This is a genomic window from Zarconia sp. (genome assembly GCF_057467645.1).
In genome coordinates, this window is record NZ_JBRJXU010000082.1 from 1 (window position 1) to 17,569 (window position 17,569).

General features: G+C 50.9%; 10 protein-coding genes. 8 read left to right on the forward strand and 2 right to left on the reverse strand.

The features are described 5' to 3' along the window. Window positions 1-28 precede the first annotated feature (28 nt). Window positions 29-1,054, reverse strand: a complete 1,026-nt coding sequence (locus AC2215_RS12415; RefSeq protein WP_486810319.1) for an adenosine deaminase — start codon at window positions 1,052-1,054, stop codon at window positions 29-31. 177 nt (window positions 1,055-1,231) lie between these two features. On the opposite strand from AC2215_RS12415, the gene AC2215_RS12420 reads away from it, so the two are divergent. From AC2215_RS12420 to AC2215_RS12440, 5 genes are all read left to right on the forward strand, one after another. Then, window positions 1,232-2,572, forward strand: coding sequence for an adenylosuccinate synthase (locus tag AC2215_RS12420; protein ID WP_486810320.1), 1,341 nt, complete (start codon window positions 1,232-1,234; stop codon window positions 2,570-2,572). Window positions 2,573-3,625: 1,053 nt separating this feature from the next. After that, window positions 3,626-6,259: a GDSL-type esterase/lipase family protein gene (locus AC2215_RS12425; protein ID WP_486810321.1), complete on the forward strand. Its 2,634-nt coding sequence runs from the start codon at window positions 3,626-3,628 to the stop codon at window positions 6,257-6,259. A 228-nt stretch (window positions 6,260-6,487) separates the two neighbouring features. After that, on the forward strand, window positions 6,488-8,347 hold the full coding sequence (locus tag AC2215_RS12430) for a protein kinase domain-containing protein (RefSeq protein ID WP_486810322.1): 1,860 nt from the start codon (window positions 6,488-6,490) through the stop codon (window positions 8,345-8,347). A 55-nt stretch (window positions 8,348-8,402) separates the two neighbouring features. Continuing rightward, complete coding sequence (gene bioD / locus AC2215_RS12435) at window positions 8,403-9,122, forward strand: dethiobiotin synthase (protein ID WP_486810323.1); 720 nt, start codon at window positions 8,403-8,405, stop codon at window positions 9,120-9,122. A 178-nt stretch (window positions 9,123-9,300) separates the two neighbouring features. Then, window positions 9,301-9,972, forward strand: coding sequence for a DUF4230 domain-containing protein (locus AC2215_RS12440; protein WP_486810324.1), 672 nt, complete (start codon window positions 9,301-9,303; stop codon window positions 9,970-9,972). A gap of 16 nt (window positions 9,973-9,988) precedes the next feature. Here AC2215_RS12440 and AC2215_RS12445 read toward each other — a convergent pair whose 3' ends face one another. Next, window positions 9,989-10,654, reverse strand: a complete 666-nt coding sequence (locus AC2215_RS12445; protein WP_486810325.1) for a DUF928 domain-containing protein — start codon at window positions 10,652-10,654, stop codon at window positions 9,989-9,991. Window positions 10,655-12,356: 1,702 nt separating this feature from the next. Here AC2215_RS12445 and AC2215_RS12450 point away from each other — a divergent pair. The 3 genes from AC2215_RS12450 (at window position 12,357) to AC2215_RS12460 (ending at window position 17,017) form a co-directional block, all read left to right on the forward strand. Next, window positions 12,357-13,433, forward strand: coding sequence for an ABC transporter ATP-binding protein (locus tag AC2215_RS12450; RefSeq protein WP_486810326.1), 1,077 nt, complete (start codon window positions 12,357-12,359; stop codon window positions 13,431-13,433). A 546-nt stretch (window positions 13,434-13,979) separates the two neighbouring features. Next, window positions 13,980-14,447, forward strand: a complete 468-nt coding sequence (locus AC2215_RS12455; RefSeq protein WP_486810327.1) for a late competence development ComFB family protein — start codon at window positions 13,980-13,982, stop codon at window positions 14,445-14,447. Between the two features lie 104 nt (window positions 14,448-14,551). Further along, window positions 14,552-17,017: a HEAT repeat domain-containing protein gene (locus AC2215_RS12460; RefSeq protein WP_486810328.1), complete on the forward strand. Its 2,466-nt coding sequence runs from the start codon at window positions 14,552-14,554 to the stop codon at window positions 17,015-17,017. The last annotated feature ends 552 nt before the right edge of the window (window positions 17,018-17,569 follow it).

Consider the following 17,569-nt stretch of genomic DNA (forward strand, 5'->3'; position numbering starts at 1 on the left):
CTACACCCCACACCCCACACCCCACACCCTACACCCCATTCAACTCCAACAATCCCGTCAGCATTTCGGCTGGGGGTCGTTCGTGAGGCCAGGCAAAGGCATGACGAAATGCCGATTCCTGACAGGCTTGAAGCTGTCGGAAATCGATAATATCTTGAGTGAGCAAATTCTCATATTCAAAAGGCAAGCGGACGTTATGCAATCCGGCATTATCGGTGCAAATAGCAATATCGACCCCGGCATCGAAACAGCGATCGAACACCAGTTTTAACTGCTCGATATCGTCGAGAGTTCCGGTTTTGAAATAGGTCGTCGGACACACTTCCAAACATTGTCCTTGCCGTGCCACCTCAGATAGCAATTCGGGATATTTGAGGGGAATTTGGATACCATGTCCGACGCGCATCAGATAGGGCAATAATTCGGGGTAGCAACCCTCTGGGGTTTCGTATAAATGTCCGGTGGTGTTGATACCCCGCTCTCGGGCATACTCGTACAAAGCAATGAATTTATCGAGTCGATCGGCGTAATGGGCATCTCCCCCAGCCACATCAATCGCGCAGACGTACTCGGGTTTTGCCGCCGCCAAATCCACAATCGCCCGATTTACGTCATCGGGGAGGCGCGAGTGCATGCACAAAATTTGGCTGGTGACGATCGGATACTCCGGCATCTGACTCGCCCGACCCACCACATCCACAATATCAGCCATGGCGTCAATTCGTTCGGTTTGGCTGAGGTCTTCAGGCGTTCTCAAATAGGGCGTGTAGCGCAATTCCAAATACGCCAGATTTTCAAAGACGTAAGCACCTCGGATTAAGCGGTAAATGAAATAGGGCAGCGTCTCGAGGGTTTGCGTATTTTCAACCAGGGTATGTAATTCTAAATATTCATCGAGGGTATTGCGCGGTTGTGTGTAGAATTTCTCGAAAGCCGGATATTCGGGGAACCGCTCTGCCAGTTCGCGAGCGTCGCTGCGGTGAAAGTATCGCCAAAGAATCCGAGGAACGATCGAACCACCCAGATGGCGGTGTAACTCAGCGTACAAGGACACGGCTTTGCCTCAATTCAAAACAATAAATATACAATTCTTAATAAATTCTACAACCAATTACACGAAGCGGTTTTTACCGGCTCAAAACCTAGGTTCGATCGCCGTTTCTATGTTGACATCCGTCCCCGCCGCTGAGGATAATCTGGGTTTGTTGTCAACCTAACCCGTGAAAGACTCTTGGCTAACGTCGTCGTTATCGGTGCCCAGTGGGGCGATGAAGGAAAAGGAAAGATTACCGATTTGTTAAGCAAGTCGGCAGATGTCGTCGTACGTTACCAAGGGGGCGTGAACGCCGGTCACACGGTTGTGGTTAAAGACCGAACGTTCAAACTCCATCTGATTCCCTCGGGCATTTTATACCCCGATACTCAATGTATTATCGGTTCGGGAACGGTCATCGACCCGCAAGTGCTCATCGAAGAACTCGATCGCATTGAAGAACTGGGGGTCTCCACGGAAAACTTGATGATTTCCCAGACGGCCCACGTAACGATGCCGTACCATAAAGCCATCGATCGGGCGTCCGAAGAGCGACGGGGAAACCACAAAATCGGCACCACCAAGCGCGGCATCGGTCCGACCTACGCCGATAAATCCGAACGCACCGGAGTTCGAGTGTTGGATTTGATGGAACCCGACGGATTCCTCGAACTGCTTCAGTGGACGATTCCCTACAAAAACGAAGTCCTTGAAAAACTCTACAATCTTCCCCCCCTCGATCCCCAGGCGGTGTTTGAGGAATACCTCACCTATGCCGATCGCCTGCGACCTTACGTCGTCGATTCTTCCCTAAAAATTGAAGAAGCGGTCCGGCAGCGTCGCAACATTCTCTTCGAAGGCGCGCAAGGCACCCTCCTCGACCTCGACCACGGAACCTATCCCTACGTCACCTCCTCCAATCCCATTGCTGGCGGCGCTTGCGTTGGTGCTGGCGTCGGACCGACGATCGTCGATCGCGTTATCGGCGTTGCCAAAGCCTACACCACCCGCGTCGGAGAAGGTCCGTTCCCCACAGAAATGGTGGACGGCATCGGACAAGTCTTGTGCGATATCGGCGCGGAATTCGGCACCACCACCGGTCGCCGCCGCCGTTGCGGTTGGTTCGATGCGGTCATCGGTCGCTATGCCGTCCGCATCAATGGTCTCGACTGTTTGGCGATTACCAAACTCGACGTTCTCGATTCCTTAGAGGAAATCAAAGTCTGCGTCGCTTACGATGTGGATGGAACGCGCACTCTAGATTTTCCCAGCAGTTCTCGCCAATTTGCGCGCTGCCAACCCATCTACGAAACCCTTCCCGGCTGGCAACAGTCCACGGCAGATTGTCGTACTTTAGAAGATTTGCCCAGCCAAGCCTTAGATTATCTGAAATTCCTCGCCGAACTGATGGATGTACCCATCGCTTTAGTGTCCTTAGGAGCCAGTCGCGATCAAACCATCATTGTCGAAGATCCCATTCACGGACCCAAACGAGCGCTGCTGCACGCCAATGGAACCCCAGTGGCTTCGGGTGTATAGACGACTTGTGTTGCGATCTTCGGCAGCTCTGGCTATTTCGTGAGGTTCGCCGGATCTCTGTTGAATTCACCGTCAAGCGATCGGGGGAGCATGAGGAGTCAATTCGAGACAAGCATTGGTGAAAGGTTAAGCAATTGGGTCCGATGTCAAGTCGAGAGGCTCGAATAGCTAGATTCCTTTTCAGTTATACGTTTCCACGGCTGTTGACAAAGTGAATACAGCCTTAACCTTTCACCAATGTGAGACAAGATTCAGAAATCACGCTGAATTCTCACGACTGCTCCGAACGCGGTCTGACTCCTGTTTTCCTCGAAGCTGACCACTCGCATCCTCAGGCTACTGCCGCTCTCGAGCCAAATCGGGACGACTTCACTATTTTTTCGTAAATCCAATTGCTCTTTCAAAGAATCCGTAAAGTTGAGGGGAAGGTACAAACCTCTTTTGGGGTAAGACCCCTATAATACGATCCAAGATCGCAAACGAAGCTCGGAGTCTTTCAGAATGTGAATTGAAAGACTGAGGAAATTGGGTGTTCGTTCAAGCGATCGAAAGTGCATCTAGTTGCAAAGCATCTCTAGGATTTGTGTGTGGGTTTAAATCTGAAGCGCAAGTTATCCTTCAGATTTAATGTATTGTTTACTGATTTTGCAAACCGTTCGATCGAGTCAAAATAAATCGAATCAATTCTAATTCTCATGAATCTTAGTTTGGCAACTCACAGTCATTTTCTCAAGCATTGATTAAAGTGCTTTGATTTGAGAAGAAGAGAATTGAATAATTGTGATTTGAATCAATTTGAGAATAACCTAATTATCTCTAAACCTAGATTTTACCTCAATTCCGAATCTATAGCTTCCCCATTTTTTCTAACTCTAAGAAATACTCAAAATATGGGAAGAAAAAACAAAAAAAATAAGCATTAAATCTCGAGATCGCGAAAAGCTAAATCGCACAGGTTATTAACTAACTTATCGAGCGCTTAGCTTAGATTCAAAACGTTCTGCAACTCAACTGTTACCTCTTCTGAGATATTTGTACTAAGGCTAAAACACCATGATGATTGGAACCCTCGGAAACGACTCGCTTATCGGAACTCTCGAAGTCGATAATTTATTAGCACTCTCTGGGGACGACACCGTTCTCGGACTTGCTGGCGACGACTATGCCAACGGTAACGGAGGAAACGATGAGCTTAATGGAAATCAAGGAAATGACGTTCTTCGAGGCGGTAAAGGAGAGGATACTGTCCGGGGTGGACAAGATGACGATCTCGTCATGGGCGATCTGGGAAATGACGAGTTACACGGCGATCTAGGCAACGATATTATTCTCGGCGGGCAAGGAGAAGATGTCGTTTTTGGCGGCGAAGGTAACGATCGCATCTTCGGGAACCAAGATAACGACACTCTCTCCGGGGATGGTGGAAACGATACGATCCACGGCGGACAGGGGAACGATCGCATCTCAGGAGATGATGGAAATGACTGGCTCTACGGCGATTTGGGGGTCGATACCCTGAATGGTGGTGGGGGACGCGATCGCTTCTTTATCGGTTCCGACAACCCCAACGCACCGATCGTTACGGATACCATCGAAGACTTCCAAGTGGGAGAAGATTCGATCGCTCTGCGGGGAAATCTGGGCTTCGCGAGCCTCGAAATCGTGGCGGGGACGGGCAATAGCGCCGGTAGCACCCTAATTCAAGAGCGCTCGACCGGTATCACCGTGGCGATCGTCCGCGATATTGCCCCCGAGCAACTCACCCAAAGCCATTTTATCGATGGCCCGAACGCTGCCCCCTCTAGCAATGGGACAGGGGGTCAAACTGACGATACGACAGGTAATACGACAGGCAATACGACAGGCGGCACAGCGAACGAGACACCCAACAATACCGGCTCGGGGGGTCAGTCTTCCGGCGGGCAAACCGATACCCCCAACAATAGCGGCAACGGTTCCGATCCCATCAATCCGCCCACAGAGAACCCCGGCACCAGCGATCCGCAAGATCCGGGCACACCCACAGACCCAACAACTCCCGATACCACTGCACCGACAGCTGCGACGACTCTCACAGACATACCGTTTATGGAGGGCGCAACAACTCAATCTACCGTTACCGTTACCTATACCGACGACATTGGTATCGATGTTGCCAGCTTAGATGTCAGCGATATCCGTATTGCGTCACCGGCAGGAAATCTAACCCCAACGGCCTTCAACGTTAATAACAATACCAACGGCACGCCTCGCACCGTCACCTACACTTTTGATGCTCCTGGCGGTAGTTGGGTTCCAGCCGATACCGGGACGTATACCGTCTTCCTCGAAAACAACCAAGTCAGCGACACGAGTAATAATGCTGCGGCTGAGACACAACTCGGTAGCTTTGAGGTGAACGTATTGGCTGCGCCGATGCTGGAGCAAGATTTCAGTGAGGCGACGCAGGGGGTTATCGTTCGCCTAGACCAAGATAAAGCCTACGAAACAAAATATGGCATCACCCCGAAAATTATGCCCTTGGGGGATTCGATTACTCAAGGCAAAATCGATGACAATCTTGCCGAAGAGCTACGGGAAGGATATCGGGGGTTTTTGTGGAACGACCTTCAGACTCTCGGGTTTCGACCGGATTTTGTCGGTTCTCAAACTGCGGGTTCGGACGCGCTTCCCGATCGAGACCACGAAGGTCATCCCGGCGAGAAGATTTTTTGGATTACTAATCGGATCGATGAGAATACTGATGAGAACTTCTTAGCCGTGCAGCCCGATGTCGTGTTACTGATGATTGGCACGAATAATATGACTGGGGCCAACGATACAGATGCCAATGCGGCGTTAACTCAATTGGGTCAACTCATCGATCGCATTGATAACTCTACCAATTTTGATGGCGACTTATTTGTTTCTACCATTCCTCCCATTCACGACGAACGAGAGAACCACGACAGACTCTTCAACATACCAGAGCTGGATGAAAACGATCCGCCCGGTCTAACTCGAGAGCAAAAGCTCGTTGATTTCGAGCAAGGTCGAACCGCAAATTTCAATGATGGGATAAAAACAACGATCGTCGCTTCCCACGGAGATAAGTTTACCCTGGTCGATATCAACGCCCAATTAACCCAAGACGACATCTCAATTCCTCCAGACGATAGCGGTCTCCACCCAACCATCGACGGTTATGAAAAAATTGCCGATGAGTGGTACGACGCGCTGCGCGGTGAAATTGTCACGAATGAAGTTGATGCGACTAATGTGGATGGAGTCATCGGTTCGCAATTTGCCGATGTCATTGTCGGCGATGATGCAGACAATAACCTGGCTGGGGGAGCCGGGGATGATGAAATTACAGGTGGTGGTGGCGCTGACGTGCTAACTGGAGGTACGGGGGCTGATGCCTTCGTTTACAATGCCCCGAATGAAGGGGGCGATACCATTACCGATTTTGAAGCTGTCGATTCCTTCCTCATTTCCGCATCAGGTTTTGGTGGTGGTTTAGTCGCTGGAAATGCAATCACCTTCGTCAACGGTGCGGCTGCCACAGCTGCGGTGGGAACCTTCCTCTACGATCTGGGGGTTCTCAGTTTTGACGTAGATGGAACCGGAGCAACCGCCCCCGAAGAGATCGCCACGCTAACGGGTACGCCTGCACTCGATGCCGGTCAATTTACGGTGGTTGCCTAATGGCATGGGGGTGAGATCGTGTTGACACCCCTGAATTGAATCGACTGCCAGACCGGTGGTTATGGGAAACGCGGGGTTAACAGCTGTTAACCCCGATGTCTGTTGGGGGGTGGCGCGAGTTTCGGTATGGAGTTCTGCGAACACCCGAGGAACGAGTAGAATAAAACATCGATCGGGTGTGTTGAAGTTGCCCGACGCGCGATCGAAATCTACCCACCACCGACCCCTATGCAACCACCAATTGCCAACGGAACCGTCTTACAAAATCGATATCGCCTGATTCAGGTTTTGGGTCAGGGAGGATTCGGTCGAACTTATCTCGCTGAAGATCGAGGACGCTTTAACGAACGCTGTGCTTTGAAGGAACTCATTCCTGCAAGTACCAGCGAGTATGCCATTGCCAAATCTCAGGAACTCTTTCAACGGGAAGCGGCGATCCTATACCAGCTCACCCACCCGCAAATCCCCCAGTTCCGAGCCAACTTTGAAGAAGATCGGCGATTTTTTCTCGTACAAGACTACGTTGAGGGGCAAACTTACCGCGCCCTGCAGCGAGAATATCAAGCGCAAGGTCGGAACTTCTCAGAAGGGGAAGCCGTTGAGCTGATGCGGCAACTGTTGCCGGTGCTGGAGTACGTCCACGCCCAAGGGGTGATTCACCGAGATATCTCGCCCGACAACATTATTTTACGCAGTGCCGATCGCCTGCCCGTTTTAATTGACTTTGGGGTGGTCAAAGATTTAGCCACTCAGATTCAATCCCCAGAAACCGCCTCTCAGGAGCAAACGGCACAGCAGCGGCACAGCCAGGGAACGACGGTTGGGAAATTCGGCTATGCGCCCACCGAACAAATCCAAACGGGACGCGCCTACCCCAGCAGCGACTTGTACGCCCTCGGTGCCACCGTCGCGGTTTTGCTCGCCGGACGGGAACCCCAACAACTCCTCGACGACCAACAACTTGTCTGGAACTGGCAGCAGTGGACATCGGTCAATCCGGAATTTGCTCGGGTGGTCGATCGAATGTTAAGCGCTCGTCCGGGCGATCGCTACCAGTCTGCCCGAGAAGTTCTTGCAGCCCTCGATGGCTTTGAGGCCGCACCGCCATCCCCCGCGCCCCCATCCACCGACCCTCAACCCGACCCGGCATCCCAAATGGCAACGGTGGCAGTGGGCCGACCCCAACCGTCCACCACCAGCAATCGAACGCCCGATCGAGTAGACCCAGTCATTCCCACCCCCACCACAACCAGCTCCATGTGGGATAATCCCATCGCCACGATCGCCGCTGGGGCAACCTTAGCAGTTTTAGCGGGGTTGAGTGCCTGGACCCTGCTTCGAGGGGTGCTCAGTCCGCCGGACACCGCGGTTTCTCCCACTCCCACCGAGACGATCTCCCCAGAACCGACACCCGAACCGACACCAGAGCCAACTCCAGAACCCACCCCCGAACCGACACCAGAGCCAACCCCCGAACCCACCCCCGAACCCACTCCCGAACCCACTCCCGCGCAACCTGTGGTTTACCAACAGCGTCTCAATCTCTTTTCCGGCTCGTCGAGACCTCAAGGAACCCTAAAATCCAACGAGACGATTAACTATACTTTCAGGGGCGAACCCGGACAACAGTTAAACGCCCTATTGCGGGGCGAGGGGGTGTTGATGACGGTGCGCGGTCCCAATGGCGAACCGATGCCCGGCCGTTCGGAACGAGTGGCAGTCTGGGACGGTTCCCTGGAGTCAGGAGGCACTTATACCCTCGAACTCAAACCGATTCAGGGACTCGCCCAAAGCAATTACGATTTGGAAATCCTGCTAGAAACCCCAGAACCCGAACCCGAACCGACCCCGGAACCGACCCCGGAACCGACCCCAGAACCCACTCCCGATCCAACGCCGGATCCAGTTCCCGATCCAACGCCAGATCCAGTTCCCGATCCAACGCCAGATCCAGTTCCCGATCCAACGCCGGATCCAGTTCCCGATCCAACGCCGGATCCCGCTCCCGATCCAACGCCGGATCCCGCTCCCGATCCAGAAACTGGCGAAACTGGCGACACCGATGAAACTGAAGAAAATCCAGAATGATCGGAGCGATCGAGTTACCATTCCATCGTCCATTGCTATTCCCCGATAACGTGTCATGTCTTTGAACTCCAACGCGCTTTTAATTACCGGAACCGATACTGAAGTCGGGAAAACCGTATTAACCTCAGCTTTGCTGGCCTACTGGCAGCGTCACTGCGTCGATCGACGATTCGGTATCCTCAAACCCATCCAATCGGGAACCGGCGATCGCGAACTTTACGCTCGGCTTTTCGAGAGCGGACAAACCCCTGAAGAGATAACTCCCCTTTACTTTCAAGCTCCCCTGGCTCCCCCCGTGGCGGCGCGCCGGGAAGGGAGGGATATCGATCTCGGGCAAGCGTGGCGGCAGTTTCAGACCCTAAGCCAAGAACGCGACTGGCTGTTTGTGGAAGCCCTCGGCGGTTTGGGTTCGCCGGTGACGGATGAATTAACCGTGGCGGATCTGGCTCGCGACTGGCGACTGCCTACTGTCTTGGTGGTTCCGGTCAAATTAGGGGCGATCGCCCAAGCCGTTGCCAATGCGGCACTGGCACGACAGGCCAACGTTTCTGTGGTGGGTATCGTTCTCAACTGCGCGCAACCTCGTTCCTCAGAAGAAATTGACGATTTAGCGCCTGTGGAGTCGATCGAGCGGCTGTCGGGTTTACCTATCTTGGGATGTCTGCCCCATCTGGCCGATCCCACTGACCTGGATGCCCTGGCCATGGCTGCCTCGAATTTGGATTTGGAACGATTTCTATTGAGGAACGTCAACCCAGTACTAACCCACAGTTAAGTCGATCGGTCGTAGAATCTCCCATTCATAAAACTCATATCCTTCGTATAATTGCTGGTAAGTTAGTTAGGTGGACTGCTCCCATGGAGCAGACCGACGAGATTGACTCGGCAATCGATTGTATTTTCAACCCATCGAACAGTTCCCAAGTCGATCGACTCACCCCAGGAGGTGGATAATGAACGCGCTCAAACTTGCTAAGGCTCCCGTTAAAATTCTGTTTCATCCTCTGATACTTACATCAGCGGTGGTTGCAGCTGCGGTCTTGGGCATTTCTGGCTGGTTCGCTCGGTTCCCGGCTGCCTTTTTACCTCAAGTACAGCCGTCGACAACAGACGTTAAATCTTTATTGGTCGAGCGCTTGGAAGGCTCCACCGAACTGCAAACGGCGCAAGTTGCTCTGGAAACAGTAGTGGTGGCCAACCAAGAACGCACCTTGGGTGATTGGACTTTGGGGGAAACGAAGGTGGTTTACCAGGGAATCGGTCAAGTCAGTGCGGGGATCGACATGAGCCAACTCCAAGTGGTGGAAGTCGATCGCGATCGGGGGGCAATTCAAGTTGTGCTGCCTCCACCCTATTTGATTCATACCAGTCTGGATATCGAACGCTCTGGTATTTTGGACCATCGTAAGGATTGGTTGGGACCGAACGTATCCACTAATCTACAGGATCTTGCCCAGCGAAAAGCCCTGCAACAAATACAAGCGCAAGCCTGTCAAAAAGGTTTGCTAGATATGGCGAACGAGCAAGCCCGAGACCTGATCGAAACCATCCTCATCGCCGCCCGTTATGAGGAAATTGAGGTAGCAACTCAATCTCCCGAAACGACTACTTGTCCCGTGCTGTAGAAGTTGGCGATCGCTTTTAGCGGACTTCCACGATCGGAGCCGTCGCTAGGTCTTCTAAACCAATAGAACCGAGCAGCTCTTCCCAGAGACGGTTGAGGTGAGTATCCTCCGGTTGGGCTGCGAGCGAGCGGGCTAGTGCTGCCACGATATCGTACCAATCTTCTCTACCGTTGGCGTTTTCGGATTCGACGCGCTGAATCCATCCTCGGACGCTAGACCCGCTTGCCTGGGAGCCATTGCTGCTGTCTTGAATCTCGAACAACCATTGGTAGGCTTGATCGACCTCCAGCTCCGGAGCATCTTCGGGTAATTGAATCGCGACAATTCTCTCGTGTCCCGATAGGGGAACCCTCATTTGGTAATGAAGATTGTCTTCTTCATCGTAGAGACGAAATGCCGCTTCTTCCCCAATGCTTTGGGAGAGATAGAGTAAGATCGTCGGGCGAGCCAATTGGGTTGTGCCTCGATCGCTCTGGGGCAACAATGCAAATACGGATGGTGGGGTTGCCATCCGAACTCGAATGTTACTCTCACCGCGAGAAGCCCCGCCGCGAGAACGTTGGGGAGCTGGATTCTCCGGTGTTTCAAAGGTGATGGCGGTTGCGCTTTTCTCGTTAGAGATTCCGATGCCAACGACCAAAACCGTCGTCCCGAGTGCTCCGATCAGGGGTAGATACTTCATGGATTTTTGGTGTCCTTCAAAGAAAATCGACATCGAACGAAACGTACTTGGGGTTTTTATTGTACGATCGCTCTCCATCGAATTCGATCGCCTAATAGACCACAACATTCGATAGTCACAGCCGATTATTTCATCTTGGCTATACAATCTATTGTTAATTATAATCGCTTCTTCCGTCAGATAAAACGACTAACGGTCACTGAGATATCAGTTCTGATAAAGATGCTGTTAAAACAAAATAAATTTACGATCGCTGTCGCTTTTCTTGACGTTTTATCGATTTCTTTTTAGCTAAATAGGTACTACGCATTTATACCGATATAGAGATCAAAAATAATTGAATATACGGAAGTCTATACTCTTACATCATATTTGAGATCCGTACATTGGGTATATTTATCGATTGAAGATCTTGATTGTATAAAAAATATAGCGGTTCTCAAATCAGTGAGGACTGAGCTTTAATTTCAAGTCCCCCTTTTTAAGGAGAATGCGCGAGGAAGCGTCTGTCACTCATTCATGGGATAAATGCTGTAGAGCATCAACAAAAAAATTCTTATATATAGCGGTTCTCATACTCATGAGGTACAGAGTTTCGGGTTTTAGGGAAGAGGGAACGGGGAATGGGCAATGGGGAATGGGAAATAGAATTTGGGTGTACCTCATAAGAGGTGAGAATTGCTATAAATAATAGATACTTTACGTTATTTTTCTATCTCTTAATGATTTTTATCTTGTCGATCTTATTGTAAGCATTTGTATCTTTGGTTTGCATTATTATTTGTTTTGTGTGTTTTAGGAATTTAAAATCAAAAATGTATCTCAGGATACTAAATAACCTCTAAATGACCCTGCCTAGGCTGGATTCTTCACAACGCCGATCGTAAATGCCTGAAACCCTGAATAGTCGTCGAATTCGAGAATTTTCGCTCGATTACAAACTGTAATTGGGACAAAACTCGTTAATCAACTGAGACTGAAGGCTTCCGGCTATTTGGAGCAGGTTCTCATGAATAATGTAGGCTAGTGCTGCTACACAGAATTAAAAATCCACAATGAAAAATGCATACTATGCATAGCTTTGGGCGGTTGAGAACTGGGTACTTATTTCTGCCGCGCTGCACTAGTATTCTGCCAAGCCAACTTTGCCTAGTGTTAATATTCTCCGCATTCCCGTTTCTCCGTGCCTGGTGCGTCAGTCTTTACCAGTCATTTTTGCCTTGGTGGAGTACTAGTTTCAAAAAAGCAACTTATTCATAAGATCGACAATCGATCGACTCCAGTACCTGAATCGTTACATCGTATTGAAGTGCATATTTAATTGATTAGATCGCAAAAAGAATAGATTAAAAATAATTGGTAACACAATTTTTGCATTACAAAAAACTGGCTATTTGAAAACTATTTTATTCTTTTTGTTTAGCAAAATTAATATTTTTAGCTTAACCTGGTTTGGATTTTAAACAACCATTATTTCGGCACCGTCGTGTTCGATACGATCCGAGTTTTAATATTTTAAATATTTTACTGGTTTCAACAGAACCTTGTTTGCAAAACAAAATCTCCAGAAATTATCGGAATTTTAAAATATAAAACTTGTAAAATTAGCTTGCACGATTGCTCTCACCCAATTAGGATAACAAAGATAGTAAAAAATCTAATCTAGCGAGTACCAGTTCGCCGATCGTCCCAAAATTAAATTATGGCCAAACTAGAATTAAAAAATATTAACAAAACCTACGATCGGAAAACAATTCCCGTCAAAAATGTAAGTTTGAGCGTCGATGATGGCGAGTTTCTGACTCTGCTCGGACCTTCCGGGTGTGGAAAATCCACAACTCTGAGGTTGATTGCGGGACTCGAAGAACCCACCCGAGGGCAAATTACAATCGGAAATCGCGATGTCACCGCCCTCAGACCGGGCGATCGCAATATTTCCATGGTTTTTCAGAGCTATGCTCTCTATCCCCACATGACGGTGTACGAGAATATGGCATCTCCCCTCAAACTGCGCAATACTTCCGCCAGCGAAATTCGGCAGCGCATTTCCCGCGCCAGTGAATTTTTAGATCTCAATGCTGACTTGATGCAAAAAAAACCCGGTCAGCTTTCTGGGGGACAGCGGCAGCGAGTCGCTCTCGGACGGGCGCTGGTGCGAAATCCCGATGTGTTTTTGCTCGACGAACCCCTCTCAAACCTTGATGCTTTGCTTCGAGAGCGGGTGCGCGCGGAAATCAAACAGCTTTTCGAGCAACAAAATGCCCCGGTGGTGTATGTTACCCACGATCAGGTCGAAGCCATGACCCTTTCGACGAAAGTCGCCGTTCTCTACGAAGGCAACGTGCAACAACTCGACCCCCCCGGACGTCTGTATACCCATCCGGCCAACCAATTCGTCGCTGGATTTGTGGGGAGTCCCCAAATGAACCTGCTGACCCTGCGGTGCAAAGGACATTCCGCCCTACTGGGATCTTTGCGCGTTCCCTTACCTCCCCAAATCACGACTCCCCCTCACATCGTGCTGGGAATTCGCCCGGAGGACGTGCACCTGGGGACAGCCGGAGATAAGCTGACTTTACCGGGACGGGTGTTTTTAGTGGAAAACTTGGGAATGCAGAACTTACTCAGCATTCGCATTGCTGGCGTTGGCGATAACGCCATCACCTTACGGGCATTGCTGCCGGCAGATCGTACTTGGGAGGGAGATGAAGTCGTGGTGAGGCTGTTAAGCGATCGAATTCATTGGTTTGATGCGGAAACTGGCGATCGGCTTGCGTAAAATACTTCAAAACAGTCTGTTATAATAATCCGCAATAAATCCATCTACTGTAAATTTTTGTTACAATAGTTGAGTGGCTGCATAAGTCTTTGTAAACCTAGCGATTTCTTAATAGACACTCGATCGAAAGTCCCCTCGAAATTCACAGGGGCACGAGGAAAACTTAGAAAAAATACTCCGATCCTAGGTCACTCTCCAAACAACCAAAAAAAGGTTTCAAAGCGCAAATAAATATTCCTAGGAGTCGAGTCGAGTCGGGTGAAACATTTATCAATTGCCTCATGTTGTGAGTGGGTGCGATCCAACTGAGTGTTCGCTCTCATCACCAACCGAGTCATTTTGCGAGAGCGCAAGCAATTTTTCATCTACCGCACCCCTCTACCTTCAGTCGAGTAATTGGGGGTGAGATCGTTAGGCCTTCAGGGCGAGCTCGATTGCACTTCGAGTACTTCTACTGTAGAACGAATGGAAAAGGTTGGGTTTTTTTCGAGACTCCCACCCAGGCTTTCCCGAGTTCGCCATTGCAGTATTTTCAAATAGCGAATTATGCCAATACCATCCCAGCCTACTTCAAAATATCGTAACGTGATGGAATTGCTGGCCGCCGAGGAAATCGACCGCCAGTTACAGCAACATCCCGAAGAAAACGCCCGCACGATCGATCGTGCGGAAGCAATTTCCTATGCCCTCAACCGCTTGCCCTCCTTGTATGCCACCACCGAAGAAGGCTGGTGCTGGCAACGAGAACGGGCCGAACAAACCCTGAGCGATTTGATTGCTATGGCTGCCGGTTGGGGTATCCGGGAAGCCCAGTATAAACATAAACGATTTAACACGCCTCTCCAACCGGCCAGCGAAGCAGAGAGCGCACTGCAAACCCTCAAAGAGATACTCGGATGTGAGAACTTATCTTGGGATAACGTCGTGGCCGTTGTAGAACAGCGTTTGCAAAGTCGTGCAACTCCCTCGGTGATGTCCTACTCCCTTGCCGAGGGAGAAAGGTGGAGGGGATAAGCAGATATTGCAATCTGCATAATTTAAAGTGTTGGCAAGCAGGAATATCCCCGACTCTCGAAGCGTTAGGATTGAGGGAAGAGAATCGCCAGCGCTGAATACGAATGGGTTGCATCGATCGAAAATTTTTCTCGGCGGCTAAGCTTGCCCTATTGAGTCCGATCCTATCGCTCCTGTTGCTCTCAATAAGCGAGACTCGGGGGAGATCGCAACAGACGATCGAACCGACTTTCGATCGAACGATCTCCGAAACCCGATCGGTTGCAGGAATGGGAAATGTGCCTTTGCTATGGCTTCCCCTTCTTTGCGGCTTGGGCTATGGAACTATCTTTTGGTTGCGTCCCCGATGGCTGCTCGGGTTCGATCGCCGGTTGCGCGATATCGGTCTGGCGGCACCCTTTGCCTACCATCCCCGAGTCTTAGATGCTTGGGTAGAAGTTCATCTCCAAGCAATCGGGCAAGAATTCGAGACTCGATTCGAGAGCTTATTTGGACTCGAACGACCCGTTTCCTACATTCCCAGACCCGTCACCCTCAACGGCACTTCTCACATCGAATTCACCGGGCGAGATTTGCGACCCTTCTTTGACCGCTCGCCCCGCACCATCTCGATCGTGGGTAAAGGCGGTACGGGAAAAACAGTTCTCGCAGCGCAAATCGGTCGGTGGGCAACAGAACGCGACGATCGCACTCGCCTGAATTCCCATCGGATGCTACCGATTTGGTTCGATGGAGAAACAACCCATCCGATCGATACCATTGCCGAACAACTCGAAGCCGCAATCGGAGAATCCCTTTCTCGCAAACTGGTGGAATTTTTGTTGCGTCGAGGTCGCATTTTAGTGGTGTGCGATGGGATGGCAACGATGGGAGATAACATTTTGCCGCGATCTGCGGCGCGGGTGGTGACATTGCCTTCCATTGCCGGAGTAGAGAATCCCAACACTTGCATCGAGTTGTTGCCCCTGCGCGGTTACCCACTCGCTCGTTTTATCGAGATGTATCTCGAATCCCTTCAGAAGCATCACCTGTTTGACGATGAGGAATTTTTTGAAATTTGCCATCATCTATGCGACCTTGCGGGCGATCGCTCCATTACACCCCTCTACGCGCAACTCTACACCGACTGCGCGATCGCCGATCGGGAAAAACAAAGTATCGATCGCGGACCGGAAAATATCCCCGATTTAATCCTCAATTATCTCGATCGACTCAACCAGGGGGGATTAGGCGATCGCCACTGGCCCGATTTAACCCTTCATCGTCGCGCCCAGGTGGTGGCTTGGGAATGTCTGCAACAGAACTATCGACCGGTTTTTATTCCCGAAGGCGAGGTGCTTGCCGCCCTGGCAAAGCACGATAAACCCAACCCAGAACGAGCTAAAACCGATTTGGAGTATCTGATTCGGGATGTGGGCCTACTCGCAAGCGTGCCAACGACTGGGGAAGTCTGTTTTCTGCAATCGCCTGTGGCCCGATATCTTGCCGGATTGTATTTAGTCGAGCGCAATGGGGAAGATGAAGGGGCGTGGCGGGAATTTCTCGATCGGGCAAAACACTCCCCGGCTACCCCAGAAGAGATCGGCGATTTTCTGTTAGCCGTGCGCGATTGTGCCATCGCCCGCCAAGGGGAAACCAACCTTCCTCCGTGGTTGCCGGAACGCTTGGGGGAACGGGCGGGTTTAGATCCGGTTCTCCTGCGAAAAGCCAAGCTCAAACACCGGATTCGGGAGCTCATTTCTCAACTGGGTTTGCCCGATACCCGTCTGCGCCAACTGGCAGCCGATCGATTAGGGCAACTGGGGGCGCGGGCAACAGCTGCGGTTCCCACCCTCGTCTGTGCCCTCGAAGATGAAGATGAAAGCGTGCGCATTCATGCTTCTGTGGCATTGGGTCATATCGGGGTGGAAGCGGTGCCCGCTTTAGTGAATGCATTCAAAAAGGATAATAAAGAAGTGCGATCGGGTGCAGCTTTTGCCCTGGAACGCATGGGAAATGCGGCGATTCCCCTCCTCGTCGAAGCACTCAAACTCGAAGATAGCGATGTTCTCTCGGGTACGGTATTTGCCCTGGAACGCATGGGAACCGCTGCCATTCCTGCCCTCATCGAAGCCCTGAAAATGGGAGATGATAACGTTCGCGTCCTCACCTCGATCGTTTTGGGGCGAATAGGAATGCCAGCGGTGGGCGATTTAGTCGAGGCATTCCAAAATGGCAATGCAACGGTGCGTCGCCATGCTGCCAATGCCCTGGGGAGTATGGGGGCAGAAGCCAGTGCCGCCGTCCCGGTTTTTGAAGGGGCATTGCTCGATCGAGATAAAGAAGTGCGATCGAGTGCGGTGTTCGTCCTCGAACGGATCGGTGCGGCCGCCGTTCCCGTTCTCCAACAGGCTCTCGCTCACGAAGATTGGCTGGTCCGCCGCAACGCTGCCGATGCTCTCGGACGCATGGGCACTCAGGCGAAAGCGACGATTCCCGATTTGGAAAATGCTTGTGCCGATCGCGATAAGTACGTTCGCGAAGCTGCCCAAGAAGCACTCCGATTAATTCAGGGGCCGAATGGGGGGTAGGCTTTGGGGTATTGGTGCCGGTTTTTAACTGTTGAGTGAATTTGAGCTGGGGAAGCGGGGGAAGCTGGCAATCGCCGAACCCTAGAATTTTCGTTGCCGTCATAACAGGAATTACAAGGGTTGTAAAAAACTTAACCCGAACTGACGTTACTCTATAGCGGTTCTCAAATCAGCCCTCACTGATTTTAAATCTCAAGTCCCCCTTATGAAGGGGAGGCAGCGTCGCCAGAGGGGTTTCCCCAAGTAGAACGACTGCCGTGGATGCGCGGGGGATCTTCCGGACCTCATCCATTCGAGAAACGCTATACATCGCTTTCACGGGTTGATGACGGATTGTGAGCTGCGATAAGTTGCACGTGTGCTCGATATTTATCCGAACTTGATGTTATCGGTTCGGTTCTTCATCATCCCTTTGACTAACCCCCTTTTAGGTTGCGGATACTAAAAGTACGGTTGAATTTGAGTTGAGACATCAGTAGACAATTTCAATAAGCCCTGGAACGACCTAAACCTAGTCTTGTTCCAGGGTTTTTTTTGGGTTTTTCGAACGGA